A 24,227-nucleotide genomic window follows, 5' to 3' on the forward strand; every position below is an offset into this window, starting at 1 on the left:
CGCCCCGGCCGGGACGGCAGTTTGTATCGCTTTGTATCGCCGGCCCCCGACCGCAATAGTTCGGTACATTTCCCCGCGAAACCGGACACATCGGCGATACGTCCGCCCGACCATATCCCAGCCGTTGCTGGTTCAGGCCCATCGCCGTCCAGAGCCCGATCAATCGGTTTCAAAGGAAACGATGATGACACTTCTGATCATTGCCTATCTCGGAGGCGCGCTGACAATCCTCAGCCCATGCATCCTCCCAGTCCTCCCCTTCGTCTTCGCCCGTGCCGGGCAGCCCTTCGTCAGGAGCACGCTGCCGATGCTGGCCGGAATGGCCGCCACCTTCGCGCTGGTCGCCACGCTGGCGGCCGTCGGCGGCAGTTGGGCCATCCGCGCCAATGAATATGGTCGCCTGGCCGCGATCGTCCTGCTGGCGCTCTTCGGCGCAAGCCTGCTGTCGCCGCGCTTTGCAAGCACCCTCGCCCGGCCGATCGTCGACCTCGGCAACAATCTGCTGAACGCCAGCGGCAGTGGACACGCCGCACCGACGGTCAAGAGCGCGCTCATTCTCGGCGTCGCCACCGGTCTGCTCTGGGCGCCTTGCGCCGGCCCGATCCTCGGCCTTGTTCTCACCGGCGCCGCCTTGCAGGGCGCCAATCTGCAGACGACCTTCCTGCTGGCCGCCTATGCCGCCGGCGCCGCAAGCTCGCTCGCCGTCGCCTTGCTTGTCGGCGGAAAGATCTTCACCGCCATGAAGCGTTCCCTCGGCGTCGGCGACCGGATTCGCCAGGTGCTCGGCGCTGCGGTGCTCGCGGGCGTCGCCGTCATCGCCCTTGGCCTCGACACCAGCCTGCTGGCGCGGCTGTCCTATACCAGCACCGCATCGCTGGAACAGGCCGTGCTCGACGGACTGCAAGCAAAACCGCTGAGTGGCGCACCCTCCGAAGTGGCGAGCAACGACGTAATCCCTGCTGCCGATGCAAAGAAGCCCTTCCGCAGCGACCTGCCGGTCGAAGGTCATGCACCTTCGTTCGGCGGCGCGGTCGAATGGCTGAACTCTGAGCCTCTGACCACCGAGCAGCTGCGGGGCAAAGTCGTGCTCGTCGACTTCTGGACCTATTCCTGCATCAACTGCATTCGCACCATCCCCTATGTCAGGGCCTGGGCGGAGAAATATGCCGACCAGGGCCTCGTGGTGATCGGCGTCCACGCTCCGGAATTTGCCTTCGAGAAGAAGACCGACAACGTCAAGAAAGCGGTCGGCGACTTCAAGATCGGCTATCCCGTCGCCATCGACAATGACTACAAAATCTGGCGCGCCTTCGAAAACAGCTACTGGCCCGCCGCCTATCTGATCGATGCCAAGGGCCAGATCCGCTACCATCATTTCGGTGAAGGCAACTATGGCGGCACGGAAAAGGCCATCCAGGACCTGCTGCGCGAGGCCGGCAGCCAAATGACGGCAAGCGCGCCGGTCGCACCGGATGCCAAGGGCGTGGAAGCAGGCCCTGACCTCGGCAACATCCGCTCCGGCGAGACCTATCTCGGCTACGATCAGGCAGCGAATTTCGCCTCTCCGGAAGGGCTGCAGGCCGACATGGCGCAAAACTATACGGTCGCCGAACCCGGCCTTAACGGCTGGGGCCTGTCCGGAAGCTGGGTCGTCGGCCGGGATCAGGCGACGCTTGATCAGCCGGGCGGCGGCATCACCTATCGCTTCAGCGCCCGCGACCTGCATCTCGTTCTCGGGCCCGGCGCCGATGGCAAGCCGATCCACTTCCAGGTGACGGTCGACGGCAAGGCTCCGGGGCCCGACCATGGCGCCGACATCGATGCCGACGGCAACGGTACGGTGACCGCGACCAGGCTTTATCAGCTCGTCCGCCAGTCCGGCACGGTCGCCGCCCGCAATTTCGAGATCAACTTCCTCGACCCCGGCGTCCAGGCCTACGCTTTCACATTCGGCTGACCCCACAACCCATCAAGATCCCGATCCCCAACATCAACCCACTGGAGTGATATCGATGAACAGACGTCTCATTTTAACGGCAGCCCTTGCCTTCGCCACCACCGGCATCTCCTTCGCGGCGGAAGCCGCCGCGATCAAGAACATCGTCATCGTCCACGGCGCGCTCGCCGATGGCTCAGGCTGGCGCAAAGCGACCGAGATTCTCGAAAAGCGCGGCTTCAACGTCACCATCGTCCAACAGCCCATCACCTCGCTCGAAGACGATGTGGCGGCGACGAAGCGGGTTATCGACCTCCAGGACGGACCGAGCCTGCTCGTCGGCCACAGCTATGGCGGCATGGTCATCACGCAAGCCGGCAACGATCCCAATGTCGCAGGCCTGGTCTATGTCGCGGCGTTCCAGCCCGACAAGGGCGAAAGCCTGCTGAGCCTCGCCAGTTCGAAGCCGGCCGGTAGCATGGATATAAGGGAAACGAAGGACGGCAAATATCTCTATCTCGATCCCGGCGCCTTCGCCGCGGATTTCGCAGCCGACCTTCCGCAAGCCGAGGCCGATTTCATGGCCAAGTCGCAGGTCTTCGCCGCCAAGAAGGCCTTCGCCGCCAAGATTGGAGAGCCAGCATGGCGGACAAAGCCGAGCTGGTCGATTGTCGCCACTCAAGATCGCTCCATCAACCCCGAACTAGAGCGCGACATGGCAAAAAGAGCCGGCAGCGAAGTGACCGAAATCAAGGCCAGCCACGCCGTCTTTGCCTCCCAGCCGGAAAAGGTCGCCGACACCATCGAGAAGGCAGCGAGGAAAGCCGGCGAGTAAGGACCGGCGGGGCTGTGGCGTCAGCGTCCGTCGCCCGGTCCGCCGGGGAGACAAGACAGACAAGCGAGTGCCCCTCTCCATTCGCGGAGAGGGGCAACCCATGATGACTTACTTGGCAGCGACCGGCCTAACCAGCGCCGTGACGCGGCGGATGGTGACGCGTCGGTTCTCCTGTTCCGGGTCTGTCGTGTTGACCTTCAGATATTGTTCGCCATAACCCTGTGTCGCCAAGTTCTCCGGCGCGATGCCGTAAACGTCGGAGAGCACGTTGGCGACCGATTCCGCCCGTTGGTCGGAGAGGATGAGGTTGCTCTGGTCGGAGCCGACCGCATCCGTATGACCTTCGATCAGGAAGGTCTCGCTCGGATCCTTCTTGAGCACCTGGCTGATCGCGTCGGCAACCTTGCGCAACGTCCGCGCCTGGGTCATCGGGACATCAGCACTGCCGGTCGCGAAGGTGATCGTGTCGAGGTCGATGCGGCGCACCTTGTCACGGATACGCGCCGAATACTTCACCTCATCGAGCGAATAGACACGCTCGACCGGCTCGACCGGTGGCTCGCTCAGGAACTCGTAGTAATCCCGATTCGGATCGCTGCGGGTGTCGATAATATAGTCGTCGAGCGGCACACGCAGCCGCATCGGCGGCAGGTCGGCGCCCGGATCCTCGAAATAATCGCGGTCCGGATCGTTATAGAGGTCCTGTGAGTAGTAGAGCACATTCTCGCGCCCCCGGGCATCGACACGCGACCGCTGGATGATGTCGCCATAGCGGTTGCGGATCGTCACGATGCGATAGCCTTCCGGCCGTGCAATCGTCTCGCGGTAGCGGTCGCCCGACAGCTCTTCGTAAGTCGGCCGTTCGCCGTCGCGCCGGAAACGTCTGTCGTCGTCGCCGCGCACGATCACCCGGTTGTCGTACTGGATGATCACACGGCTATCGTCGCCGCCGCGGTCGTCGAAGCGCGCACCATCGGGGCGGACGAATTGCGGCCGCTCGTCGAGCTTCCTGCCCTTCTCGCTGGTCACCGCTTCGAGCTTGACCGGCGCCGGCCCCTTGGCGCCGCTGGCGGCCTGCGCTTCGGCATCCGAGGTCGGCACCTTGAAGTCCTTGCTGTCGGCGCGCTGCTTGTCGCGATCGCGGCGGCCTTCCCGGCCCTTACTGCGGTCGGCATCCTTGTCGCTGTCGAGCACGGCCGCACCGTTTTCGACCGGCAGCACGACCGTCTCATTGCTCTTGGCGGGGTCTGCGGCGATCTTCTTGCGGCGCTCCAGCTCTTCGGGCGAAGCCTTTTCCGGCGCCGGAATGGCCTGCTCAACCTGCTGGCCGCCGCTGGCATCCGGCAGCGGCTGGGCAGTGCCGGTGGCGGGCGCGGCGGGCTGTTCCCCGGCCGGCTTGGCTGCGGTGCCGTCCTTCGGCTTTTCGGCGGGTGCGGCCTCCGGTGCCGCCGCCTTGTCTTCAGGCGCTTTTACTTCGCCAGGCTTGTCACCGGGGGCTTTCTCTTGGCCCGCCTTATCTGCATTCGCCTTGTCTGCATTGGACTTGTCTGCATTGGACTTATCTGCATTGGACTTATCTGCGGGCGCAGCCGTTTCGCCCTTTGTCGGCTTCTTCTCGGCCGGCGCCTCGGCGGTGGGCTTTGCCTCCGGCTTGACTTCGGGTTTGGCTTGTTCCTCGGCCGGCGTCACAGCCTCGGGCGCAGCCGTCTCGGCCTTGCTCTTGCCTTTGCCTTTATCTTTGCCCTGGGCCTTGTCCTGCCCCTTATCCCGCTTGCCGCCTTCCGGCTTGGCTTCCGGCTGTGCCTGCTCCGTCTCCGGCTGCGCTTCCTTTGCAGCCGGCTGCTGTTCGGGCTGCGGCTGAGCCTCCGGCTCGGCCTGCTTCTTCGGCTTCTTCGGCTTCTCCTGCGTTACCGGCTGCTCCTGCTGCGGCTCGGCCTCCGGTTTTGCCTGGGGCTGGGCTTCCTGCTTGGGCTTTCGCTCTGGCTTGCTTTCGGCCTGCGGCGCGGGCTCTGCCCTCGGCGCGGCTTCGGCCTTCGGCGGTTCCGGCTCTGCCTTGGGTTCGGGCGCCGGCGCCTCTTTCCGCTCAGCCTTCGGCTTTTCGGCGGGCGCCTGTTCGGCCGGAGCTTCCTCCTTCTGTTTGCGCTTCTTCTTCAGCAGTTCCTCTTCGGAAGGCGCGTCCTGCGCTACCTCGAAGCTGCCTTGTTCGACTTGCCGCACGGCCGGAGCCTGCGTCGCGACGTCGCGCACGGCAGCCATCGCCGATGCCGGCTGGAAAGCCAGCGAAAGGGAAAGCAACGGAAAAGCCGCGCTCGCGAATAATCTTGATTTCATGCCCATCGGGTTTCCTCGATCCTGTTTGAGCTTCATAAAGGCCGATAGGCCCTGGTTCCGCCCCTAGCTTTGCATTGAGGCGAAACGGCGGAATGGCAATCGCCGAGCCGCCGATTTGTTCCGGTTCTAGGAAGCCGCGGATTAACCTCGCGTGAATGTTGCAGTCTGCCGGCGTTCATCTCGCCTGCTATTTGCACCGCCCAATTGCGATGGGATTTGTGTTGCAATTCCATCAAAAAAAGTCTGATTATCGCCGCAAGGCGGTCTAGGTACCGTTGAATTGCGGCCGTCAGCCCACGAGAAAAACAGCGGCGGCTACCAACAGAGAGGATCCTCATGCATATCTCCACCCGTATTTTCGCGGCAGCCTCGATCGCGGCGATGTCCCTTTTCGCCGGCTCGGCCATGGCCGACGGCGAAAAGTATGTGATCGGCACCGATTCGACCTATCCGCCCTTCGAATTCGTCGATGCCAGCGGCACGATCCAAGGCTTCGACATCGACATCACCAAGGCGCTCTGCGCTGAGATGAAGGCCGAATGCTCCTTCGTCAGCACCGACTGGGACGGCATCATTCCGGCGCTCAACGCCAAGAAGTTCGACATGATCGTTTCCTCCATGTCGATCACGCCGGAGCGTTTGAAGCTCGTCGATTTCTCCAACAAGTACTACAACACCCCGCCGGCCATCGCCGTGCCGAAGGATTCGACGATTACCGACGTTGCCGGCCTCAAGGGCAAGGTGATCGGCGCGCAGACCTCGACGACGCACGCCAACTATGCCGAGAAACATCTGGCCGACACCGAACTGAAGCTCTACCCGACAGCTGACGAATACAAGCTCGACGTCTCCAGCGGCCGTGTCGACGCCGTCATCGACGACGTCGTGGTTCTCTCCGAATGGGTCAAATCCGACGCCGGCGCCTGCTGCAAGATCTTGACGACCCTGCCGGTCGACAAGGAAATCAACGGCAACGGCGCAGGCATTGCCATCCGTAAGGGCGATCCGATCAAGGAAAAACTGAACACGGCGATCGCTGCGATCCGCGCCAGCGGTGAGTACAAGAAGATCCAGGACAAGTACTTCGACTTCGACGTTTACGGCCAATAAGAAATTCGCTATCTGGCTAACCAAGGTAATGGCGGAAGGCTTGCTCTTCCGCCATTTTTGTTTGACAAAGATGGCAAGATCAAAACGGCAAAAGCCGTGAGGGGAATTATCGCATGGGCGGATTATTTTCCGCGCTCGGCTCCTTCTGGAGCTCACTTGTGCACATTTTCGATCCGCTATGCGGACCCGTTGGCATCTTCACCTGGCTAGGTCCGTCGACGATTCTTGCCTGCGGTGATACCGGCTGGGGCGACGAGATCGCGCTTGGCCTGCAGATTACCGTTTCGGTGGCAATCGTTACCCTGCCGATCGGCCTCGCCATCGGCTTTCTGGTGGCGCTCGGCCAGCAGTCGGAAGAAAAATCGCTTCGGCTGGCGGCCGGCATCTACACGACGATCTTCCGCGGTCTTCCGGAGCTTCTGACGCTCTTCATCATCTATTACGGCATGCAGATGCTGATCCAGTCTCTGCTGACCTTCGTCGGTTATGACGGGCCGCCGGTCGAGATCAACGCCTTTCTCGCCGGCGTCATCGCGCTTTCGGTGGTCTTCTCCGCCTACTGTTCGGAAGTATTGCTCTCAGCCTTTCGCGCCATTCCCAAGGGGCAGTATGAGGCAGGCGATGCGCTTGGGCTGCATAGCGGCCGCACGCTGCGCCTGATCATCCTGCCGCAGCTCGTGCGCATCGCGCTGCCGGGCCTGACGAACCTCTGGATGGTGCTGCTGAAGGACACCTCCTACGTCTCGATCATCAGCCTTGCCGATATCCTGCGTCAGACGAGTGTCGCCGTGCGCGTGACCAAAGAACCCTTCTTCTTCTATGGCCTGGCCTGCTGCCTCTATCTGGTACTCGCCATCCTCTCCTCATTTCTGCTCGTCTATGTCGAGCGGTGGGCCAGACGTTCGGAGATCCGCCGATGAGCTACGCCGAAACGCTGATCCCGCCGCAGCCCGCGCCCCGCGAAGTGATGAAGCCGATGACGCCGGCGCGTATGGCCGGCTATATTTTCGTCGCCGTCTGGGCGGTATTCGCCGCGCTGCTGGTGATCTCCGTCGTCAATGGCTGGGATCCGGAAAAATTCAGCCGCTACGGACCGCGCTATCTCCACGGTCTCGGGGTCACGCTGAGCCTCGTTTTCATTTCGGTCGTCTGCGGCGCAGTTCTGTCGCTGCCGCTCGCCGCGGCGCGCATGTCGAAGAGCCGGGTGCTGAATGCGCTCGCCTACGGCTATATCTATTTTTTCCGCGGCACGCCGCTGCTCGCCCAACTGTTCCTGGTCTATTACGGCCTCGGCGTATTCCGGCCGCAGCTTGAGACCGTCGGAATCTGGTGGTTCTTCCGGGAAGCCTGGTATTGCGGCCTTTTTGCCATGACCATCAATACCGCGGCCTACCAGGCGGAAATCCTGCGCGGCGCCATCGAAAGCGTACCGCACGGCCAGCACGAGGCAGCCGCGGCCCTCGGCATCCACAAGTTCATCGCCTTCCGCAAGATCATTCTGCCGCAGGCTCTCATCGTCGCACTTCGCCCTTACGGCAACGAAATCATCCTGCTGATCAAGGGTTCAGCGGTTGTCGCCATCATCACCGTGCTCGACCTGATGGGCGAAACCCGCTACGCCTTCTCCCGCACCTTCGACTACCAGACCTATCTCTGGGCAGCGATCTTCTACCTCGTCATCGTCGAGGCGCTGCGCCATCTCTGGGCCTGGATCGAGCGCCGCCTGACCCGGCACCTCAAGCGCTGATGCACGCCGCCCGAAGTGTCTCGCGGTTTTCAGCCAACAGCGTGCATCCATCAGAACCGACGTGGCAGCACTCCCCGTCATATGCTGCTAATCTATTGATATTAAAAATCAATTGTCCTTTTATGAAGTATCTGTAAAGCTCTCGTTAACCACTCGCATGTTTCCATATCACTTAGCGCTAATAAGCGCGCGAGTGGGAACGAGAAGAAGTGAACACGATGCACAAGGACATGGAAAAACAACTGCAGGGCTATGGTCTGACGACCGCCCAGATCCTCTACCACCTGCCGGATCATCCGGCGATCCTGCAGACTTATGTCTGGCAGGAATATGATCTCGCCCCCGATTTCCCCGAAATGCGCGGCTTCCTGAAATTTTGGGAAGAAAAGCTCGACGGACCGCTGCATTCCGTGCGCTACATCCACCGCAAGCTGATCTCGCCAACCGAGTGGCGGGCACTGAAGGGAGAGTTCATCCTGCACTGATCCGGCTTCTGCCCAGCATCAGACATGTGCCTCGCCATGGCCGAATTCACCTTGGTCACGGAGCGGGCGGAGCGCAAAACAGAGGATGCCGAGGTAGAAGACGACGACGATAATGATGACCGCAAGGCCGGGAATAGGCCCCAGCACGGCATTATCGATGACATAGGTCCAGGACTGCGCCTGTAGCGCCGGCATGCCCTCCGTCTGCAATTTCGGCGTCGAGATCTTCAGGCACCAGGCGAGAAATAGGATAGAATACATCCAGCCGTAGTTGCGTTTGAGCCGGCGGTGCATCGCGTCCCAATAGCTGAGCAGGAAACGCGGCTTGCGCAGGCTGCTCGCGACCACGGAGGCCCATTCTCTGCCGGCCCCCGCCTCCGGCGCCAGGATCTGCGCGAAGTAGCAGCGCTCGATCTGGCGAATGCGGGCGCGGTAGATGTCGAAGAAGCGATAGCGCCGCGCTTCGATGATCAGAAGCAACGTCACCAGCATCATCCCAAACAGCAGCACACCGTGATGCGAGGTCGGCGTCGACAGCGACACCGAGAGCAGCGCCGCAACCACGGTGATCGCCCAGTTGGACGTTCGGTCGATGCGGTCGCGCCAACTTGTCATCCGCCCGAGTTCACCGCGGTAATAATGGCTAAGCGTGTTGGTGATCTCGCCTGGCGTACCAGGCAGCAGCAGTGCCCGCGCAGCCTCTCCTTCCAGTGTCGATGACGGCCTTTCTTGCTCCGATTTCATGGCTTTCCTCCCCTCGTCTTCTTTGCGGTCATTCTGCGCCCACAGCCACGCCATTGCAAAATTTCGAAAGCCGCCTTAGACGCATGCCTGAAACAAAAGGACGCTGGACCGCGATGGCAAAGAAGATCGACGAAGAAGCTCTTGGCGAGGCCTATAACCGCGCTCTGGCGCTGGAAAAGGCCGGCGATGTCGACGCGGCGGTGGCAGCCTATGAGGAAGTCCTGGCAATCGACCCCGACGATCACGGCGGTGCCGCCGTGCGCATCGCCGCCATGGGCCGCGGCGAAACTCCTGCCAAGGCGCCCGACGCCTATGTCGAGACCTTGTTCGACCAGCATGCCGAGGTTTTCGAGGACGTACTTGTCGAGCAGCTCGGCTATCACGTGCCGATGCTGGTCCGCCAGCGCCTGCAGGCACTGAAGCTCGGACCGTTCAAGCGGCTGCTCGATCTCGGCTGCGGCACGGGCCTGACCGGCGGCGCACTGCGCGACCTCTGCGCCGACATGACCGGCATCGACCTATCGGAGAAGATGGTCGAGATTGCCCATGAGAAGGATCTCTACGAGACGCTCTTCGTCGCCGAGGTCGAGGATTTCCTCGACGACAACGACGAGGACGCCTTCGATATCATCACTGCCACCGACGTGCTGCCCTATCTCGGCGCGCTCGAACCGCTGTTCTTCGGCGCCGCCGAGAACCTCACCCCAGGCGGCCTGTTCATCTTCTCCTCGGAAACCGTGCCGGACGCCACACTCGCCGGCCGGGCCTACATGGTCGGTCCGCATCAGCGCTTCGCCCATGCCGACGCCTATGTGAAAGAACGCCTGGCAGCCACCGGTTTCGAACTGATCGAGATAACGGATATCAACGTGCGCATGGAAGACGGCCAGCCGACACCCGGCCATCTGGTCATCGCAAAATATATCGGCTGACGGCGACACTTGCGCGATTGGCAAACTATCTGTTGCGCGATGCCGGCCGACCTGATACTTAGTCGAAAGGTAAAGTTTATCGCAACAGGAAAGGCCGCCGCATGTCGCTCGTGTTCTATGGGCATCCGCTCGCCTCCTTCTGCCACAAGGTGCTGATCGCGCTTTACGAAAACGGCACGCCCTTCGAAAATCGTCTCGTCGATCTGTCCGACGAGAACTCGCGCTCCGATCTCTTCCGCTTCTGGCCGATCGGCAAGATGCCGCTGCTGCGGGACGAGGCGCGCGACAGCACCATTCCCGAGACGTCGATCATCATCGAATATCTCGAGCAGTATTATCCCGGCCCCGTTCGCCTGCTGCCGCTGGAGATCGATAGGGCGCTGCAGGTCCGCCTCTGGGACCGCTTCTTCGACCATTATGTCCAGGCGCCGATGCAGACGCTCGTCAGCAATGGCCGGCGCCCCGAGGGTACGGCGGATGAAATCGAGGTGACCGCCGCCAAGGCGACACTCGCCACTGCCTATGCGATGATCGAAAAGCAGCTTGCCGACAAGCAATGGATTGCGGGCGATGGATTCACCATGGCCGATTGCGCCGCAGCCCCGTCGCTCTTTTATGCCGAGACGCTGGTTCCGTTTTCATCGGAGCAGCCGAACCTTCGCACCTATTACGATCGGCTGCTGACGCGCCCCTCCTTTGCAAGGGCGCTGGAAGAGGCCCGCCCCTACTTCAAGTTCTACCCCTATAAAGAGCGGTTACCTGCCCGATTCCGGGATGCAGCTGGATGATCGAAAGCCAGGCCGATCTCGATCGCATGTTCCACGCGCTTTCCGACCGCAGCCGCCGCGGCATGATCGATCGCCTGGGCCGCGGCCCGGCTTCGGTCACCGAGCTGGCCGCGCCGCTCGCGGTTGCCTTGCCGACGGTAATGAAACATCTGCAGGTGCTGGAGCATAGCGGCCTCGTGCTCTCGGAAAAATCCGGCCGGGTTCGAACTTACCGCCTGCAGCAGGATGCGCTCGCCACCGTCGAGCGCTGGGTGGAACAGCGAAAGAGCCGCTGGACGACCACCTTCGACAGGCTGGATCAATTTCTCGCCGAAGAACCGGAGAGTTTTTCCGAATGACGACACGATCTGCCGAACATGCCACCCTCGTCATCGAGCGCCGCCTGAAAGCCCCGGTCGGCCGTGTCTTCCGCGCCTGGTCGACGCCAGAGGCCAAGCGTCAATGGTTCGCCTGCCACGGCGAATGGGTGCCGCTGGATTACAGGCTCGATTTCCGTCCCGGCGGTACCGAGCGAAACCATATCGTCGATACGGACGGGCTTCTGCACGCTTTTGACGCGCATTACATCGATATCGTGCCTGACACCCGTATCATCTATGCCTATGAGATGAGGCTCGGCGAAAGGCGCATCTCCGCCTCGCTCGCCACCGTCACCTTCAAAGCCGAACCCGACGGCACGAAAATGGTCTTTACCGAGCAGGTAGTTTTCCTCGACGGCTACGCTGATAACGGCGCCCGCCTCCAGGGCACCGAGATCGGCCTCGACAATCTCGAACTTTTTCTGGAGCGCGAGGCGAACCCGATCCATTAAAGAACTCAGGTGCCCCTCGATTTCTTCCGCGAGACGGCGGCCTTTGATGCCGTATTCAACGCTGCGGCGGCACGAACGAGCACCTTCAGCGCCTCCTCATCGATCTTGTCGGCTTCATGGAAATCGATGGCGCGCCGGGTGTTGCCTTCGAGGCTGGAGTTGAACAGTCCCGTGGGATCGTCCAGCGAGGCACCTTTGGCGAAGGTTAGTTTCACCACGCTCTTGTAAGTCTCGCCGGTGCAGATGATCCCGGCGCGCTCCCATACCGGAACCCCTCGCCACTTCCATTCCTCGACCACCTCGGGCTCCGCCTGCTTGATCAGCCCGCGAACCTGGGCAAGCTTTTCGCCCCGCCAGTCCCCCAGCTCCTCGATCCTCGCATCGATCGACTGAGAGGGCGACAGTCCCTCGCTTGCTTCCGCGGAATCGCTTTTCTTCATCGCTACTGTCACTTTCTTCATGGTTCCCCCGTCGATCGAGTGCCATTTGGCTACATCCGTTCACCGGGCAAGCGGCTGGCCTGCTCCACCCAGGCGGCGAGCTGGGCTTCGTCGATTTCGTCGTCCTCGCGGATATCGAAGTAGCGCACTTCCTTCTGCTTGGAATGGCCGGGCGGCAGAGGGTTCAGAGACGCACCCCGGAAGAAGGCCACCTTGACGTATTTGGTGAAACAATGAACGCTGAGAAACCAGCCCTGCCCTTCGATGCCATAAAGGGGCGAGTTCCATTTGACCGCCTTGTTCACACCCGGCACGGTGCGCGTGATCAGAGCGTCGAGACGGCGTCCGACGGCGCTTTTCCAGCCCGGTATCGCAGCGATATAGGCCTGCACGGGAGCATCGCCATAACCCTTGGCGATTTGCGGATTGCCGCCCGAGAGGAGCTTCGGCTCGGCCGCGGCCGGCTGAGTGGCTGTCTTCTTTCTGACCTTCGCCACGGTATTGGAGGTCCTGCCGGCCATTGCCTTCACTCCTATCTCCCGCGCATCTGGCGGCATAGGCCAGCATGAACAGGTAAAGACCGTTCTGCAATAGCGGGCCAAGCGGCAGCGCCAAGAGGCCTACCCAGACGGCCGATTTCTCTTGGACCATCGCGACGATATTGAGGATGACCGCGATGGTAGAGGCAACGGAAAGCCAGCGGTGGATCTGCCGCAACCTGTTGTTCCACTTCAAAGGGATCTCCCCGTTTGAAGTCAACCCAGGCAATGAGCGGCCTTACTCCGTCCGCGCCAGCACCTGCTCCAGATTTGCGAAAAACTGTGTCCAGCCGCTCCTGGCGCCCCCGTAGGCCTGCCGCTGATCCGGCCGGAACCCCGACTGTTCCATGCGCAGGTGCGTGCCCATGCCGGTCGGAGTGAGCGTCCACGTGACGGTGCTTGCGAGACCATAGGCATCCCAGCTATAGGACAGGGTCTTGTTCGGCTCGACTTCAAGAACCTTACAGTCGACGGAACCCCAATTTGCGCTGAACTTGAAGCGGTGGTCCGCGACCGGCTTGAAGTCGCTCTTCATCAACCATTCCTGGATCAGGTGCGGCTGGGTGAGCGCCCGCCAGATCTTCTCCGAGGGAAATGGGATTTCCCGTTCGATGACGACGGAGCGCGTTTCATTCGATGTGTCGGTCATTGATCCATCCTTTTCAGCAAATCTTCGAGATCATTGAAGCGGCTTTGCCAGAACCCGGCCATCTCGCTCGTCCAGTCGACCAGTGGCGCCAGAGCGCCGAGCTGCGCGCTGTAATGCGTCTGGCGCCCTTCGTGGCGGTCGCGCACCAATCCGGCCTGCTTCAGTATGCCAAGATGTTTTGAGACGACCGGCTGAGAAACCCCGGCCCGAGCCGTCAGAGCCCCGACCGTCTTCTCTCCTTCTCTGCACAGCCGCTCGAAAAGAGCCCGCCGTGTCGGATCAGCAAGGGTTTTGAAGAGTGCGTCTTGAGTATCGGACATTAGCATTCATACCTTTGCAGCTATGAATTGATTCATAGCCAGTGAGGTATGCGTGAGTCAAGGGGCAAACGAAAAGCGAAGAAATTAGCCAGCCGAGCTGATGCAGATGCAGACCAGCCAGAGGATATGCCGTTCGGCACAACCGTGAGAGAATTCATCATAGCTCATTGGCTATATAAAAACGCGTTTTCCCTGGATTATGCGCCCTGGGACAATTCCGGCAGGAATGGCGCCGAGGTCTCAACAATGGCAATCATCGACACCGAGGACTACGCGATCAGTCGCTTCGGACTGGCATGGCCGCACTCAACAAAACGCCGAAAGCCGCGGGCGGCTTCCGGCGATATCCTGTTCTGCGTCGCGTCGAAACTCAGGAACCGGAGACGACCTTCAGGTTGCCGCCATGGCTGCCGCCCGCGAAGATCTGCTTGCCGCCAAACTCGTTGTTGAACGCCAGGCGCTGCTGCGCGCGGGTGATACCGAGCTCGGGGAAGAGCAGTTCGGCGACACGATAGGCTTCTTCCAGGTGCGGATAGCCGGAGCCGATCACCGTATCGATGCCGATCTCCTGATATTCGGCAAGGCGCGCGGCCACCGTCTTCGGCGACCCCACAAGCGCGGTGCCGGCACCAGCCCGCACCAGGCCGACGCCGGCCCAGAGGTTCGGCGAGACTTCGAGCTTGTCGCGCCGGCCGCCGTGAAGGGCGGCCATGCGCTTCTGGCCGACCGAGTCGGACTCGTGAACGAAGCGCTCCTGTGCCTCGCGGATGGTATCGTCGTCGAGATGGCGGATCAGCCGCTCCGCCGCCTCCCATGCCTCCTCGTCGGTCTCGCGCACGATGAAGTGCAGGCGAATGCCGAAGCTCACTTCGCGGCCACGCTCCGCGGCCGCCTTGCGCACCTTGGCGACCTTCTCGGCCACCTGTGCCGGCGGCTCGCCCCAGGTCAGGTACTTGTCGACGCGGCCGACCGAGAAATCGATGCCGGCATCCGACGAGCCGCCAAAATAAAGCGGCGGACGCGGGTTCTGCACTGAGGGAAAACCGAGGCGCGCATTTGTCGCCTTGATGTATTTGCCGTCGAAGCTCGCCGTGCCCTTGTCCAGCAATTCCTCGAAGACCGTGAAGAACTCGTCGGCATGGGCATAACGCTCGTCATGTTCGAGATGGATGCCGTCACCGGCAAGCTCGGCGGGGCTGCCGCCGACGACAATGTTGAGCAGCAGGCGGCCGTTGGAGATCCGATCGAGCGTCGTCGCCAGACGCGCGTAATAAGCCGGCGATGCCGTGCCGGGGCGGATCGCCACCAGGAACTGCAGCTTCTCGGTCTTGGCCGCGAGAGCCGCCGCCGTCACGAAGGATTCTTCGCAGGCAACACCTGTCGGCAGCAGCACGCCGGAATAGCCGAGCCGGTCGACGGCCTGGGCGATCTGCGTGAGATAGCCGATCTCGGGCGCGCGGTTGAGATCGGCGGAACCGAGATAGGTGCCGTCGCCCGACGTCGGGATGAACCAGAGGAAATTGATGGGATCGGATGTGGCGGTCATGGAAACGGTCCTTTGCTGCAAAATTCGAAAATCAGCTCGCGCGGTCAAGCTGGCCCTTAGCAGGCAACGACATGCGGAACGTGTCTGCACACCGCCGCCACCCGGATGCTTGGGAGGACCACGGTGGCGGCGGGAAGAATGGCGTGGCTTTGTCTGCGCGTGAACATCTGAATATCCTGTCGATCGGCGGCGGCCGGCCGGTTGCCGTCAATAGTCGCCTTCGATGACCAGGATATTGGCATAAGCCACAAATTATATCGACAATATCAATTTCGCATTGTCATCCGCTTCGGGGAATAATTTTTCCCGTTCGGGCGCTCGTCGACACGGTGCCTGCTGATAGCGGCCTTCTTCCGCTATCCCTCCCGACGTTCGGCGGCCAGCCGCTCGCGGATAAAGCCGGCTCCACCTGCAAGGCGGTTCGCCAGCTGGCTCGCCGGTTCGACCATGCGCCAATAGGGCGTGACCGTCGAAACCGGCTCACCCTTTTGCAGCGCGAGGAAAGACAGATCGGCGATCGTGTGCAGATGCCGCTGCACGGTGACCGGACAGCAGGCATCCGCCCCGTATTGGGTAGCGAGACGGCGGCGAAGGACGCCGACCTCGGTGAAAACACCTTCCTGTGCCGATCTAATCTGCTCTGCCACCATTTGCTGCGATGGAATCAGCATCGCCTGCATCCCACTGCGGCCTTTGCGCCGCGGTTTGATCGTCGGAATTTCGCTCATATCACCGCTCGCACGCTGGTGACGTCTCCTCAAACTAGAACATGACGCCGAAAAGTGTGAGCGGTTTTCTTATGACATCATGATCTAACTCTATAATGTAGAACAGGATGATTTTAGGCCACCCGGCCTAAAATCATCCTGTTCTAGGGTTCGCGCGAACGGTGACCAGCCTCAACGCGTCTGTCGGAGGGAACTCCGTCTTCATGGCTTTTCTGCTCCCCCCGTTTCGGTTAATCCTCGGAGCCTCGTATTCCAGATTAAGGACAGGACATATGGCTAAAGTCGCATTCATCGGTCTCGGCGTCATGGGCTTTCCCATGGCAGGGCATCTGAAGTCGAAGGGCGGCCACGATGTCACCGTCTATAATCGAACAGTCGAAAAGGCCGTCGCATGGGCCGAGAAATTCTCCGGCAAATCCGCCCCCACCCCGGCTGAGGCTGCAGCAGGCGCCGATTTCGTCTTCGTCTGCGTCGGCAATGACGAAGATCTCCGATCGGTGACATCTGGCGAAAACGGCGCCCTGCATGGCATGAAGCCCCGCTCGGTGTTGATCGACAACACCACCGCCAGCGCCGAAGTTGCTCGCGAACTTTATGCCGCGGCAAAGGAAAAAGGCGTCGATTTCATCGACGCTCCCGTCTCCGGCGGCCAGGCCGGCGCTGAAAACGGCGCCCTCACCGTCATGTGCGGTGGTGACGAGGCCGTCTTCGAACGCGCCCGGCCCGTCATCGACGCCTATGCCCGCATGGTCGGCCTGATGGGACCGGCAGGCTCAGGCCAACTGACCAAGATGGTCAACCAGATCTGCATCGCCGGCCTCGTCCAGGGACTTGCCGAAGGGCTGCATTTCGGCAAGCGTGCCGGCCTTGATATCGAAAAGGTCGTCGAGGTGATCTCCAAAGGGGCGGCCGGCTCCTGGCAAATGGAAAACCGCCACAAGACCATGAACGCAGGCAAATATGATTTCGGCTTCGCGGTCGACTGGATGCGCAAGGATCTCGGCATCGTGCTCACAGAAGCCCGCCGCAACGGCGCCAAGCTGCCTGTCACTGCCGTGGTCGACCAGTTTTACGGCGACGTACAGGCGATGGGCGGCAATCGCTGGGATACATCCTCGTTGCTCGCCCGTCTCGAGAAGTGATTTGCCCCTCCTCCGAGGCCGCCGAACTGATTGCGCATCTCGAAACGCTGCGTTCGGAGGAAAATATCGCCGGCATGGCGCGCTTCGGCATCGTTACCACACGCGCCCTCGGCATCTCCAATCCCGATATCAGGGTAGTTGCCAGACTGGCGAAGAAGAATCACGCCAGAGCGATCGAGCTCTGGCGAAGCGATATCCGTGAAGCCCGCCTGCTCTCCCTCTACACCGCCGAGCCAAAACGGTTGACGATGGAAGAAGCCCGGAATTGGGCCAATGATTTCGACTCCTGGGAGATCGTCGATTGCGCCGCCGATCTCTTCGTCGAGGCCGGGCTGGACGAACTCATCTCAGAATTCGCCGTCGACGAGCGCGAATTTGTCAGGCGCACTGCATTCGCCATGATCGCCGGCGCCGCCGTCCATCGCAAACAGGAGCCCGACGCCACCATCCTTGCCTGGCTGCCGTTGATCGAGGCGCATTCCGGTGACCCCCGAAACTTTGTGCGCAAGGCGGTCAACTGGGCGCTTCGCAGTATCGGAAAGCGCAATCTCGCCTGTTATCCACCGGCGCTGGCCCTCGCAAAGGCCTTGGCGGAAAGCTCTGATAGGACCGCTCGCTGGATCGGCAAGGATGCTGTCAGGGAGCTGGCGGGCGAAAAGCTGCTGGCACGGCTGAGATAAGGCGGATGCGGGCTCCAAGGCTGAAGCCCTTATTCGTCAATGCCGCTTCATCAATGCTGCTTCATCAATGCTGCCGGGATTTTTCGACCAGGAAATCGATCAGCACCCGCACTGCCGGCGGCATGCCCTTGGCGGTCGTGAAAACGATATAGAACTGGCTCTCCTGCCATTCTGGCAGCACTCGCATCAGCTTGCCAGCCTGGAGATCGGCCTCGCAGGCACTTTCGAGCAAAAGCCCGAAGCCGAGGCCGGCACGGGCGGCGTCGAGGATGGCGGTCATGCTCCGGCAGGTAAGCCGCGGCTGATGCCGAATCACCTGTCTAGCGTCATTTGGACCGATCAATTCCCACGTGTGGAACGACGTCCATGACGTCATCGCCAGCGTCGGATGGTCGGCGAGCTCGTCCACACAATTCAGGCCGCCGGTTCGCCCGATCAGCGAGGGACTTTCGACGAGAATACGCCGCGCCCGGTCGAGCTTGCGCATCGTCAGGCTCGTCTGCGTCTCCGGTTCGTTGGTCGCCCTCACCTCGAGGTCGATCCGTTCGTTGATGAGGTCGGCGCGCCGGTCGGAGCCGATGATCTGCAGCTTGATCTTCGGATAACGCTCCAGGAGTTCAGGCAGGATTCCACCGACCGAGATGTCGACGAGACCGAGCGGGCAGCCCATCCGCACCACGCCTTGCGGATCGGATTGAGCCTCGCTGACGAGCGACTTGGCATGGTCGGCCTCTTGCAGGATTGCCTGGCATCTTTCGTAGAAAGCTTGGCCGATCTCTGTCACCCGGAAGTGACGAGTCGAGCGTTCTATAAGCCCTTGTGCCAAGCCCGTCCTCAAGGCGGCTGACCCGCCTGCTCAGCTTCGAACGCGGTATCTTCAGATCGCGACTTGCAGAGGCGAAGCCGCCGCTGGAGACGACAGCGGCGAAATAATAATAGTCGTTGAGATCGTCCATAAGAACAAGCTGCCCGCGAGAAGGAAATGAATACCAGCCCCCTGCAAGGGGTTGTATCGCCTCTCCAACAAAGCCGTAATCACATTGTCGGCATTGGAATTTCTCTTCGCGACCTGTTGCGGCAAAGCCGGCCGTCGTCGAATACGAGAAGGGACCGACAGCTCCCTGACGGTGATGCTATCGATCAATCCAGCTCACTTGAAAATTGAAAAAGGGAGTGCCTCGAGAAACGGTGCAGGCAGGAAGCCCGGCGTGCAATACGCAATATGCCGCTTCGGTTCACCTGAAAGACTGCATTGGAGACTGCGCGTCAAAAACGCTGCAAGGACGGCCCGGCAGGGAAGACCGGACCCGTCCCCGTAGCTGATCGGAGGTCACTCGGATCAAAAACTGATTTAAAGTGCTCCCGGTCCGAAGACCGGGAGTATTCACTAAGTCTATTAGAACGAACGCTGCAGACGGAAGTAGCCCGTCGTGGAGTCGTCAGCATCTTCCGGATCGAGGTACTGAACCGAAGCCTTGGCGTAGAAGTTGTCGACGATCTGGTAATCAACCGTCAGACCAACCTTCCAAGCATCGCCGTCGCCGAAGTCGCTACCAACGACGCCGTAGTTGCTGTAGTACTGAACACCAGGGGTGATCTTCAGCTTGTCAGTCGCCTTGATAGCGTATTCAGCAGCGATCGCCCATTCAGCCGCGTTGTAGTAGGCGTTCGGGTTGGTGGAGTAGACACCTGCGAGGCCGAGCGTGCCGGGACCGATTTCAACCGTACCCATGGCGCGGACGGCGCCTTCTTCGTTGTCGGTGTCATAGCCAGCAGTGATCTGGTAGCTGAACGCACCAGCCTTGCCACCGAGACCGACGGCAACGCCAACGTTGTTGGCTTCTTCGCCATCATAGAACGGGCTGTCTTCCAGCTCATCGACGCTGATGCCAGCATAGAAGTCGCCGGTTTCATACTGATAACGCAGCGAGTTGTGCAGCGTGACCGGAGAACCGATATCGTCGGTTTCGCCGGAGAGGCCATCGTCCCACCAGCTGTAGAACAGACCGGCGCGGAAGCCGGCGATGTCGAGGTAAGCAGAGTCGAGAATAGCGTCCTGATCGGTGGCGTTGTCAGCATTGAACTGCATGACGATGACGCCGGTCAGAGGACCATACTCGGTATCGCTCTTGGCGGTGAACTGAACCTGACCGCGGGTAACCGCATCCCAGTCAGAATCGCCGCCGACATCTTCGCCAACGTTGACCTGGAAACGGATGTAGCCTTCGATCTTGAGGCAGGTTTCGGTGCCCGGGATGTAGAAGTAGCCGGTGCCGTAAGCGTCGCAGACGCGAACGTATTCAACCGGTTCCGGCTCAGCAGCAACGATAGCGTCAGCTGCAAGAACCGGCGTCGATGCAGCAAATGCTGCTGCTGATGCAAGCAAAACCATTCTGATGTTCATTTACCAATCCATTTCTTTGTCGATCGGGGCTGGCTTCCAATCGGGTAGTCGATTTGAAGCCGGCCCAGTTTGAACAGCCATCTCGGCGTGCGGATCGATCGAACCGCCAAACCGTCATCACATACACGACCCTATCAAGCAATTCTCGATACACGCAAGGTGGGTCCGCGACTGTAACTTTCACCGGGAACGTGATTTTTATACAACAATTTCAAATATTTAGATATCAGACATGCAAAGCGGCCCCGCGACGGAAATCCTCCATCGCAAGCCGCAAACTCTACACCCCATCTGTCAAATTCTCCACCACCCGACCCCCGTCGGACATATTGGTGAAGCGCACACTCTACCGCCGGCTAATCAACACATACAAGGCAGCGGGTTAGAACATAGTGTCCTGAATTCGATACCAATGAGACAAAATGATGACATGGCACTCACTAGGTTCTACTCAACATAACCTCGCATTGGTTACCAGGCTATGTATTTTTCAGAACTTGGCACGATTCGAGCGATTTTTCGCTATTTCTAGGGCTTTTCTGCAGCCGCGACCACATTCTGCCTGGCTCTGCCCTTGCCGGATGGGCGCGCTCAGCTCTATTCGCATTGCCTCAGGCGCCAATCCCCGCGTCACGGGCCGCGCGGCCGCAGGCCGCACGGCGGTTTCAATCCTCGTTGGATTTGGCGTTGTCCAGAAGCATATAGTCGAGCGGCAACTGCGTCGAATACTTGATCTGCTCCATCGCAAAGGCGGAGGAAACGTCGCGAATCTCGATCTTGGCGATCATCCGCTTATAAAAAGCGTCATAGGCTGCAATATCGGGCACGACGACTCGCAAGAGATAGTCGACATCGCCGCTCATCCGGTAGAATTCGACCACTTCGGGGAATTCGGCGACCACTTCGGAAAAGCGCCGCAGCCATTCGATCGAATGGGTGGCGGTGCGAATCGACACGAAGACGGTGACCTTGGTGTTGACCTTCTCCGGATCAAGGATGGCAACCCGGCGCTTGATGACGCCATCTTCTTCCATTTTCTGAATGCGCCGCCAGCAGGGGGTCGTCGAAAGCCCGACTTTTTTGGCGAGATCGGCCACGGCAAGCGTCGAATCTTCTTGCAGCAGACGCAGTATTTTTCGGTCGAGGCGGTCCATGCGCACAACAGTCCTTTCGAATTATTTTCTTTGTATACCCCGATTCCGCGCGACGAAAAGAATTTTGTTTCAGGAAAGCAGCGTTTTCGTTCGATCTCGCAGGATCGGGAGCAAATCTTTCTCGAACCACGGATTGCGCTTCAGCCAGCCGCTGTTGCGCCAGCTGGGATGCGGCAGCGGCAGCACCGCCGGCGACCGGTTGGACAGAAGACTGTCTCGCCACGTCCGCACCGTCTCAGTCATATTGCCCCGCCTTTCCGCTCCCATATGCCAGGCCTGAGCATATTGGCCGATGACCAGCACCAGTTCGATCTGCGGCATCGCCGAGATCACCCTTCGTCGCCAGAATGGCGCGCATTCGCGACGCGGCGGCAGATCCGCACCTTTATCGTCATAGCCAGGAAAGCAGAAGCCCATCGGCACGATGGCGAATCGATCGCGGTCGTAGAAGCTTGCCCTGTCAACGCCGAGCCATGAACGCAACCGATCGCCCGAAGCATCGTCAAACGGCAAGCCGCTCTCATGGACCCGCAGCCCGGGCGCCTGCCCGGCGATCAGGATTCGCGCGCTCGACGAGATCACCACCACCGGCCGCGGCTCGTGCGGCAGCCGATATTCGAGGCCTTTCGCCGGCGTGTCACGGCAGATGCGACAGGACGCGATCTCCCGCCGCAACGTCTCCAACTCGGCTTCGTCGGTCATGGCTTCACTCCCATCCGACGATCCGCCTGATGAAGCGCAGCGGGCCATCGAAACCGGAACCGTGGCGCGCATGATCGCGCACATCGCGCGGCCGCTCGAACGTGCCGGCCCAGAGACCCTCCTTCCCGGCTTTTGCCTCGGCCTCCTCCCTGGCGTAACCGCCATAGGAGATGGCCATGCCCCGGCGCACCATGGCGGCATTGATGTCGCCGCCCGCCCCGCTCCGGCAGATGACAAGCAGCCTGTCATAACGGTCGCGCCGGCTGCCCTGGCAAAGCGTTCCCGATGCCAAGACCATGCCTTGCAGCGCCTCGCGCGCCGCCCGGCCGCAGGCCCAGGCCTTGCCCGCCCGTGCGCAGCTCTGGTTGAGCTCGGGTGCATCGATGCCTTCCAGGCGCAAACGATCGTTTCCTAATGTCAGACTGTCACCATCGGCAGCATGGAAAGCGCCCGAACGCTCAATCTTTGTTGCATCATTGAGCTTGGCGACGATCAGCGCCACGAGCGCCAGCAGGGCAAAAGCGGTCACGCCGTCGCGAATCAGGCGCAGGCTCAGTGTCACGCTTTTGCCTCCTTAAAAAACAGATCCTTGGCAAAGATGGCAAACATCTTCTTAAGAATTGTCGGTTAAGCTCTTATCCACCCTGGGATGAAGTTTCAACGTGCACATGAGTACCGGCGTAAGCACATCGACCGACAAGATTATCGTCGACAGGTCGCGCAGCCACCGCAACAAGGCCGTTTCCAAGGCCGTGCGGCAGACGCGCGAACGTCTTCAGTCCGGTCATGCGTCCAATTCCTCCTTCGACCGTGACGTACTAAAGATGTATGTGGCGTCGATGCTGCAGGGCGCGACGATCATGCCGCTCTTCGTCGTCATCATCACCGCGCTTGGCGTTTATTTCACCCAAGATACGCAATTGCTCTTCTGGGCGCTGCTGACGCTCAGCTGTCACACCGGCAATATCCTGCTTGCGCGGCGTGCGCGCCGGCAGGAAATCACCCCCGAGAGCGCCCGTAAATGGCGCCGCCTGCTGTTGTTCGGCCAATTCCTGCTCGGCTGCTGCTGGGCCATATTCGCGCTGCAGGGCTGCGATAGCTGCGAGCCGTCAAGCTTTATCCTTTATAAGGGTGCGACGCTGCTGATCGCACTCTCCGTCACGGCGATGTCGAACTTCATGCTGACGCCGACCGTGCTCGTCTCCTTCGCGCCGGCGGTCCTGGCGCTGGCCGTCAAGAGCGGCCTGTCGCGCGACCTCCTCGAAATCAGCCTGACGGGGCTCTTCACCAGCACCCTCGTCTTCTTCAACTATATCAGCGACCGGCTCTTCAAGTCGAACCTTAGGATCCTCTCCTACCAGTCGGAGAAGGATGACCTCATTGCCGAGCTCGAGGTGGCGAAATCGATGTCGGATGAGGCGCGCCGCCGCGCCGAAGAGGCAAACCTCGCCAAGTCGCGCTTCCTTGCCTCCATGTCACACGAACTCAGGACCCCGCTCAACGCCATCCTTGGTTTTTCCGAGGTGATGTCGGCCGAAGTCATGGGGCCGCTCGCCAATCCGACCTACAAGGAATATGCCGGCGATATCCACCGCTCCGGCCAACATCTGCTTGATCTCATCAACGAGATTCTCGACCTCTCCCGGATCGAGGCCGGCAAATACGAGTTGAGCGAGGAGGCGATCTCGCTTCTGGATATCACCGAGGATTGCATCGGCATGGTCCAGCTACGCGCCCGCGCCAAGAACATCGCCATTTCGGATCAATTCGAACGGCAGCTGCCAGCCATTTGGGCAGACGAGAAGTCGATGCGCCAGGTGGTGCTCAACCTTCTCTCCAACGCCGTCAAGTTCACCCCGCAGGGCGGCGAAATCCACGTCAAGGTCGGCTGGACGGCCGGCGGCGGACAGTACATCTCGATCAAGGATAACGGCCCCGGCATTCCGGAGGAAGAGATCCCCGTCGTCCTTTCGGCCTTCGGTCAGGGCTCAATCGCCATCAAGAGCGCCGAACAGGGCACGGGCCTCGGCCTGCCGATCGTCCAGGCGATCCTTGCCAAGCATGACGGACAGTTCCTGCTGAAATCGAAGCTGCGCGAGGGCACCGAAGTGATCGCCATCCTGCCCGCCAGGCGCGTGCTCCAGAGCCTGCCGGCTGTGGAAGAAGCGCATGCGGTCGCGCGCAAGCGCAAGAGTTTTGCCTGA

The 24,227-nt window shown here is 60.8% G+C and carries 25 protein-coding genes and 2 pseudogenes; 13 read left to right on the forward strand and 14 right to left on the reverse strand.

The genetic code is table 11. The features are described from left to right. Positions 1–184 precede the first annotated feature (184 nt). The gene (locus RCCGE510_RS09880) at positions 185–1,957 is read left to right on the forward strand and encodes a cytochrome c biogenesis protein DipZ (protein ID WP_037078236.1); all 1,773 of its coding nucleotides are present in this window, start codon (positions 185–187) and stop codon (positions 1,955–1,957) included. A gap of 55 nt (positions 1,958–2,012) precedes the next feature. Next, complete coding sequence (locus tag RCCGE510_RS09885; protein ID WP_007629509.1) at positions 2,013–2,771, forward strand: alpha/beta hydrolase; 759 nt, start codon at positions 2,013–2,015, stop codon at positions 2,769–2,771. 108 nt (positions 2,772–2,879) lie between these two features. On the opposite strand, the gene RCCGE510_RS09890 is transcribed toward RCCGE510_RS09885, so the two are convergent. Beyond that, complete coding sequence (locus RCCGE510_RS09890; protein WP_007629510.1) at positions 2,880–5,108, reverse strand: OmpA family protein; 2,229 nt, start codon at positions 5,106–5,108, stop codon at positions 2,880–2,882. 330 nt (positions 5,109–5,438) lie between these two features. Here RCCGE510_RS09890 and RCCGE510_RS09895 point away from each other — a divergent pair, with 330 nt between their 5' ends. From RCCGE510_RS09895 to RCCGE510_RS09910, 4 genes are all read left to right on the forward strand, one after another. Next, on the forward strand, positions 5,439–6,212 hold the full coding sequence (locus RCCGE510_RS09895) for a transporter substrate-binding domain-containing protein (protein WP_007629511.1): 774 nt from the start codon (positions 5,439–5,441) through the stop codon (positions 6,210–6,212). A gap of 113 nt (positions 6,213–6,325) precedes the next feature. Then, positions 6,326–7,132 carry an ABC transporter permease gene (locus RCCGE510_RS09900; protein ID WP_007629512.1) on the forward strand — a complete coding sequence of 269 codons (807 nt, stop codon included), beginning with the start codon at positions 6,326–6,328 and terminating at the stop codon, positions 7,130–7,132. Further along, positions 7,129–7,959, forward strand: a complete 831-nt coding sequence (locus tag RCCGE510_RS09905) for an ABC transporter permease (RefSeq protein WP_007629513.1) — start codon at positions 7,129–7,131, stop codon at positions 7,957–7,959. Before RCCGE510_RS09900 ends, RCCGE510_RS09905 begins: the two co-directional genes overlap by 4 nt. A gap of 218 nt (positions 7,960–8,177) precedes the next feature. Beyond that, complete coding sequence (locus RCCGE510_RS09910; RefSeq protein ID WP_007629515.1) at positions 8,178–8,444, forward strand: usg protein; 267 nt, start codon at positions 8,178–8,180, stop codon at positions 8,442–8,444. Between the two features lie 18 nt (positions 8,445–8,462). Here the strand turns inward: RCCGE510_RS09910 and RCCGE510_RS09915 are convergent, their stop codons facing one another. Further along, positions 8,463–9,188 carry a DUF2270 domain-containing protein gene (locus tag RCCGE510_RS09915; protein ID WP_007629517.1) on the reverse strand — a complete coding sequence of 242 codons (726 nt, stop codon included), beginning with the start codon at positions 9,186–9,188 and terminating at the stop codon, positions 8,463–8,465. 113 nt (positions 9,189–9,301) lie between these two features. On the opposite strand from RCCGE510_RS09915, the gene RCCGE510_RS09920 reads away from it, so the two are divergent. The 4 genes from RCCGE510_RS09920 (at position 9,302) to RCCGE510_RS09935 (ending at position 11,719) form a co-directional block, all read left to right on the forward strand. Continuing rightward, positions 9,302–10,120, forward strand: a complete 819-nt coding sequence (locus RCCGE510_RS09920) for a methyltransferase (RefSeq protein WP_007629519.1) — start codon at positions 9,302–9,304, stop codon at positions 10,118–10,120. Between the two features lie 101 nt (positions 10,121–10,221). Next, positions 10,222–10,908 carry a glutathione S-transferase family protein gene (locus tag RCCGE510_RS09925; protein ID WP_007629521.1) on the forward strand — a complete coding sequence of 229 codons (687 nt, stop codon included), beginning with the start codon at positions 10,222–10,224 and terminating at the stop codon, positions 10,906–10,908. Further along, the gene (locus tag RCCGE510_RS09930; protein ID WP_007629523.1) at positions 10,905–11,246 is read left to right on the forward strand and encodes a metalloregulator ArsR/SmtB family transcription factor; all 342 of its coding nucleotides are present in this window, start codon (positions 10,905–10,907) and stop codon (positions 11,244–11,246) included. The genes RCCGE510_RS09925 and RCCGE510_RS09930 overlap by 4 nt, the downstream gene beginning before the upstream one ends. Continuing rightward, the gene (locus RCCGE510_RS09935) at positions 11,243–11,719 is read left to right on the forward strand and encodes an SRPBCC family protein (protein WP_007629524.1); all 477 of its coding nucleotides are present in this window, start codon (positions 11,243–11,245) and stop codon (positions 11,717–11,719) included. Before RCCGE510_RS09930 ends, RCCGE510_RS09935 begins: the two co-directional genes overlap by 4 nt. A 5-nt stretch (positions 11,720–11,724) precedes the next feature. Here the strand turns inward: RCCGE510_RS09935 and RCCGE510_RS09940 are convergent, their stop codons facing one another. The 7 genes and pseudogenes from RCCGE510_RS09940 to RCCGE510_RS09965 all read right to left on the reverse strand — a co-directional run bounded on the left by RCCGE510_RS09940 (position 11,725) and on the right by RCCGE510_RS09965 (position 15,941). Further along, the gene (locus RCCGE510_RS09940) at positions 11,725–12,180 is read right to left on the reverse strand and encodes a DUF1801 domain-containing protein (protein ID WP_007629525.1); all 456 of its coding nucleotides are present in this window, start codon (positions 12,178–12,180) and stop codon (positions 11,725–11,727) included. A 29-nt stretch (positions 12,181–12,209) separates the two neighbouring features. Further along, on the reverse strand, positions 12,210–12,680 hold the full coding sequence (locus RCCGE510_RS09945; RefSeq protein ID WP_007629526.1) for a DUF1801 domain-containing protein: 471 nt from the start codon (positions 12,678–12,680) through the stop codon (positions 12,210–12,212). A 25-nt stretch (positions 12,681–12,705) separates the two neighbouring features. Beyond that, positions 12,706–12,894, reverse strand: a pseudogene (locus RCCGE510_RS35515) (hypothetical protein); the annotation flags it as partial. Positions 12,895–12,936: 42 nt separating this feature from the next. Further along, on the reverse strand, positions 12,937–13,347 hold the full coding sequence (locus RCCGE510_RS09950) for an SRPBCC domain-containing protein (protein WP_007629527.1): 411 nt from the start codon (positions 13,345–13,347) through the stop codon (positions 12,937–12,939). After that, the gene (locus RCCGE510_RS09955) at positions 13,344–13,667 is read right to left on the reverse strand and encodes a metalloregulator ArsR/SmtB family transcription factor (protein WP_007629528.1); all 324 of its coding nucleotides are present in this window, start codon (positions 13,665–13,667) and stop codon (positions 13,344–13,346) included. The genes RCCGE510_RS09950 and RCCGE510_RS09955 overlap by 4 nt, the downstream gene beginning before the upstream one ends. Positions 13,668–14,037: 370 nt before the next feature. Then, positions 14,038–15,213, reverse strand: coding sequence for an FMNH2-dependent alkanesulfonate monooxygenase (ssuD, locus tag RCCGE510_RS09960; RefSeq protein WP_007629529.1), 1,176 nt, complete (start codon positions 15,211–15,213; stop codon positions 14,038–14,040). A 356-nt stretch (positions 15,214–15,569) separates the two neighbouring features. Continuing rightward, positions 15,570–15,941 carry a hypothetical protein gene (locus tag RCCGE510_RS09965; RefSeq protein ID WP_007629531.1) on the reverse strand — a complete coding sequence of 124 codons (372 nt, stop codon included), beginning with the start codon at positions 15,939–15,941 and terminating at the stop codon, positions 15,570–15,572. 272 nt (positions 15,942–16,213) lie between these two features. On the opposite strand from RCCGE510_RS09965, the gene RCCGE510_RS09970 reads away from it, so the two are divergent. After that, positions 16,214–17,083, forward strand: a complete 870-nt coding sequence (locus tag RCCGE510_RS09970; protein ID WP_007629533.1) for an NAD(P)-dependent oxidoreductase — start codon at positions 16,214–16,216, stop codon at positions 17,081–17,083. After that, positions 17,080–17,763: a DNA alkylation repair protein gene (locus tag RCCGE510_RS09975; RefSeq protein ID WP_007629535.1), complete on the forward strand. Its 684-nt coding sequence runs from the start codon at positions 17,080–17,082 to the stop codon at positions 17,761–17,763. Before RCCGE510_RS09970 ends, RCCGE510_RS09975 begins: the two co-directional genes overlap by 4 nt. A 64-nt stretch (positions 17,764–17,827) precedes the next feature. Here RCCGE510_RS09975 and RCCGE510_RS09980 read toward each other — a convergent pair. The 5 genes and pseudogenes from RCCGE510_RS09980 to RCCGE510_RS10000 all read right to left on the reverse strand — a co-directional run bounded on the left by RCCGE510_RS09980 (position 17,828) and on the right by RCCGE510_RS10000 (position 22,585). Continuing rightward, positions 17,828–18,719: pseudogene (locus RCCGE510_RS09980) on the reverse strand (LysR substrate-binding domain-containing protein). Positions 18,720–19,159: 440 nt separating this feature from the next. Then, on the reverse strand, positions 19,160–20,167 hold the full coding sequence (locus RCCGE510_RS09985; RefSeq protein WP_007629539.1) for a porin: 1,008 nt from the start codon (positions 20,165–20,167) through the stop codon (positions 19,160–19,162). A 665-nt stretch (positions 20,168–20,832) separates the two neighbouring features. Beyond that, entirely contained in the window at positions 20,833–21,321 is a 489-nt protein-coding gene (locus RCCGE510_RS09990; RefSeq protein WP_007629545.1) for an Lrp/AsnC family transcriptional regulator, read from the reverse strand. 69 nt (positions 21,322–21,390) lie between these two features. Beyond that, on the reverse strand, positions 21,391–22,023 hold the full coding sequence (locus tag RCCGE510_RS09995; RefSeq protein WP_007629546.1) for a uracil-DNA glycosylase family protein: 633 nt from the start codon (positions 22,021–22,023) through the stop codon (positions 21,391–21,393). A gap of 4 nt (positions 22,024–22,027) precedes the next feature. Further along, complete coding sequence (locus RCCGE510_RS10000; protein WP_007629547.1) at positions 22,028–22,585, reverse strand: thermonuclease family protein; 558 nt, start codon at positions 22,583–22,585, stop codon at positions 22,028–22,030. Between the two features lie 106 nt (positions 22,586–22,691). Here RCCGE510_RS10000 and RCCGE510_RS10005 point away from each other — a divergent pair, with 106 nt between their 5' ends. Beyond that, positions 22,692–24,227, forward strand: coding sequence for a HAMP domain-containing sensor histidine kinase (locus tag RCCGE510_RS10005; protein ID WP_007629548.1), 1,536 nt, complete (start codon positions 22,692–22,694; stop codon positions 24,225–24,227).

This window comes from Rhizobium sp. CCGE 510, assembly GCF_000292525.1.
Classification (GTDB): domain Bacteria; phylum Pseudomonadota; class Alphaproteobacteria; order Rhizobiales; family Rhizobiaceae; genus Rhizobium.

Excerpts from the sequence above, each read along its gene's own strand:
- RCCGE510_RS09880 (WP_037078236.1), top strand. The coding sequence starts at position 185 with ATGACACTTCTGATCATTGCCTATCTCGGAGGCGCGCTGACAATCCTC.
- RCCGE510_RS09885 (WP_007629509.1), top strand. The coding sequence starts at position 2,013 with ATGAACAGACGTCTCATTTTAACGGCAGCCCTTGCCTTCGCCACCACC.
- RCCGE510_RS09890 (WP_007629510.1), bottom strand. The coding sequence starts at position 5,108 with ATGGGCATGAAATCAAGATTATTCGCGAGCGCGGCTTTTCCGTTGCTT.
- RCCGE510_RS09895 (WP_007629511.1), top strand. The coding sequence starts at position 5,439 with ATGCATATCTCCACCCGTATTTTCGCGGCAGCCTCGATCGCGGCGATG.
- RCCGE510_RS09900 (WP_007629512.1), top strand. The coding sequence starts at position 6,326 with ATGGGCGGATTATTTTCCGCGCTCGGCTCCTTCTGGAGCTCACTTGTG.
- RCCGE510_RS09905 (WP_007629513.1), top strand. The coding sequence starts at position 7,129 with ATGAGCTACGCCGAAACGCTGATCCCGCCGCAGCCCGCGCCCCGCGAA.
- RCCGE510_RS09910 (WP_007629515.1), top strand. The coding sequence starts at position 8,178 with ATGCACAAGGACATGGAAAAACAACTGCAGGGCTATGGTCTGACGACC.
- RCCGE510_RS09915 (WP_007629517.1), bottom strand. The coding sequence starts at position 9,188 with ATGAAATCGGAGCAAGAAAGGCCGTCATCGACACTGGAAGGAGAGGCT.
- RCCGE510_RS09920 (WP_007629519.1), top strand. The coding sequence starts at position 9,302 with ATGGCAAAGAAGATCGACGAAGAAGCTCTTGGCGAGGCCTATAACCGC.
- RCCGE510_RS09925 (WP_007629521.1), top strand. The coding sequence starts at position 10,222 with ATGTCGCTCGTGTTCTATGGGCATCCGCTCGCCTCCTTCTGCCACAAG.
- RCCGE510_RS09930 (WP_007629523.1), top strand. The coding sequence starts at position 10,905 with ATGATCGAAAGCCAGGCCGATCTCGATCGCATGTTCCACGCGCTTTCC.
- RCCGE510_RS09935 (WP_007629524.1), top strand. The coding sequence starts at position 11,243 with ATGACGACACGATCTGCCGAACATGCCACCCTCGTCATCGAGCGCCGC.
- RCCGE510_RS09940 (WP_007629525.1), bottom strand. The coding sequence starts at position 12,180 with ATGAAGAAAGTGACAGTAGCGATGAAGAAAAGCGATTCCGCGGAAGCA.
- RCCGE510_RS09945 (WP_007629526.1), bottom strand. The coding sequence starts at position 12,680 with ATGGCCGGCAGGACCTCCAATACCGTGGCGAAGGTCAGAAAGAAGACA.
- RCCGE510_RS09950 (WP_007629527.1), bottom strand. The coding sequence starts at position 13,347 with ATGACCGACACATCGAATGAAACGCGCTCCGTCGTCATCGAACGGGAA.
- RCCGE510_RS09955 (WP_007629528.1), bottom strand. The coding sequence starts at position 13,667 with ATGTCCGATACTCAAGACGCACTCTTCAAAACCCTTGCTGATCCGACA.
- ssuD (WP_007629529.1), bottom strand. The coding sequence starts at position 15,213 with ATGACCGCCACATCCGATCCCATCAATTTCCTCTGGTTCATCCCGACG.
- RCCGE510_RS09965 (WP_007629531.1), bottom strand. The coding sequence starts at position 15,941 with ATGAGCGAAATTCCGACGATCAAACCGCGGCGCAAAGGCCGCAGTGGG.
- RCCGE510_RS09970 (WP_007629533.1), top strand. The coding sequence starts at position 16,214 with ATGGCTAAAGTCGCATTCATCGGTCTCGGCGTCATGGGCTTTCCCATG.
- RCCGE510_RS09985 (WP_007629539.1), bottom strand. The coding sequence starts at position 20,167 with ATGAACATCAGAATGGTTTTGCTTGCATCAGCAGCAGCATTTGCTGCA.
- RCCGE510_RS09990 (WP_007629545.1), bottom strand. The coding sequence starts at position 21,321 with ATGGACCGCCTCGACCGAAAAATACTGCGTCTGCTGCAAGAAGATTCG.
- RCCGE510_RS09995 (WP_007629546.1), bottom strand. The coding sequence starts at position 22,023 with ATGACCGACGAAGCCGAGTTGGAGACGTTGCGGCGGGAGATCGCGTCC.
- RCCGE510_RS10005 (WP_007629548.1), top strand. The coding sequence starts at position 22,692 with ATGAGTACCGGCGTAAGCACATCGACCGACAAGATTATCGTCGACAGG.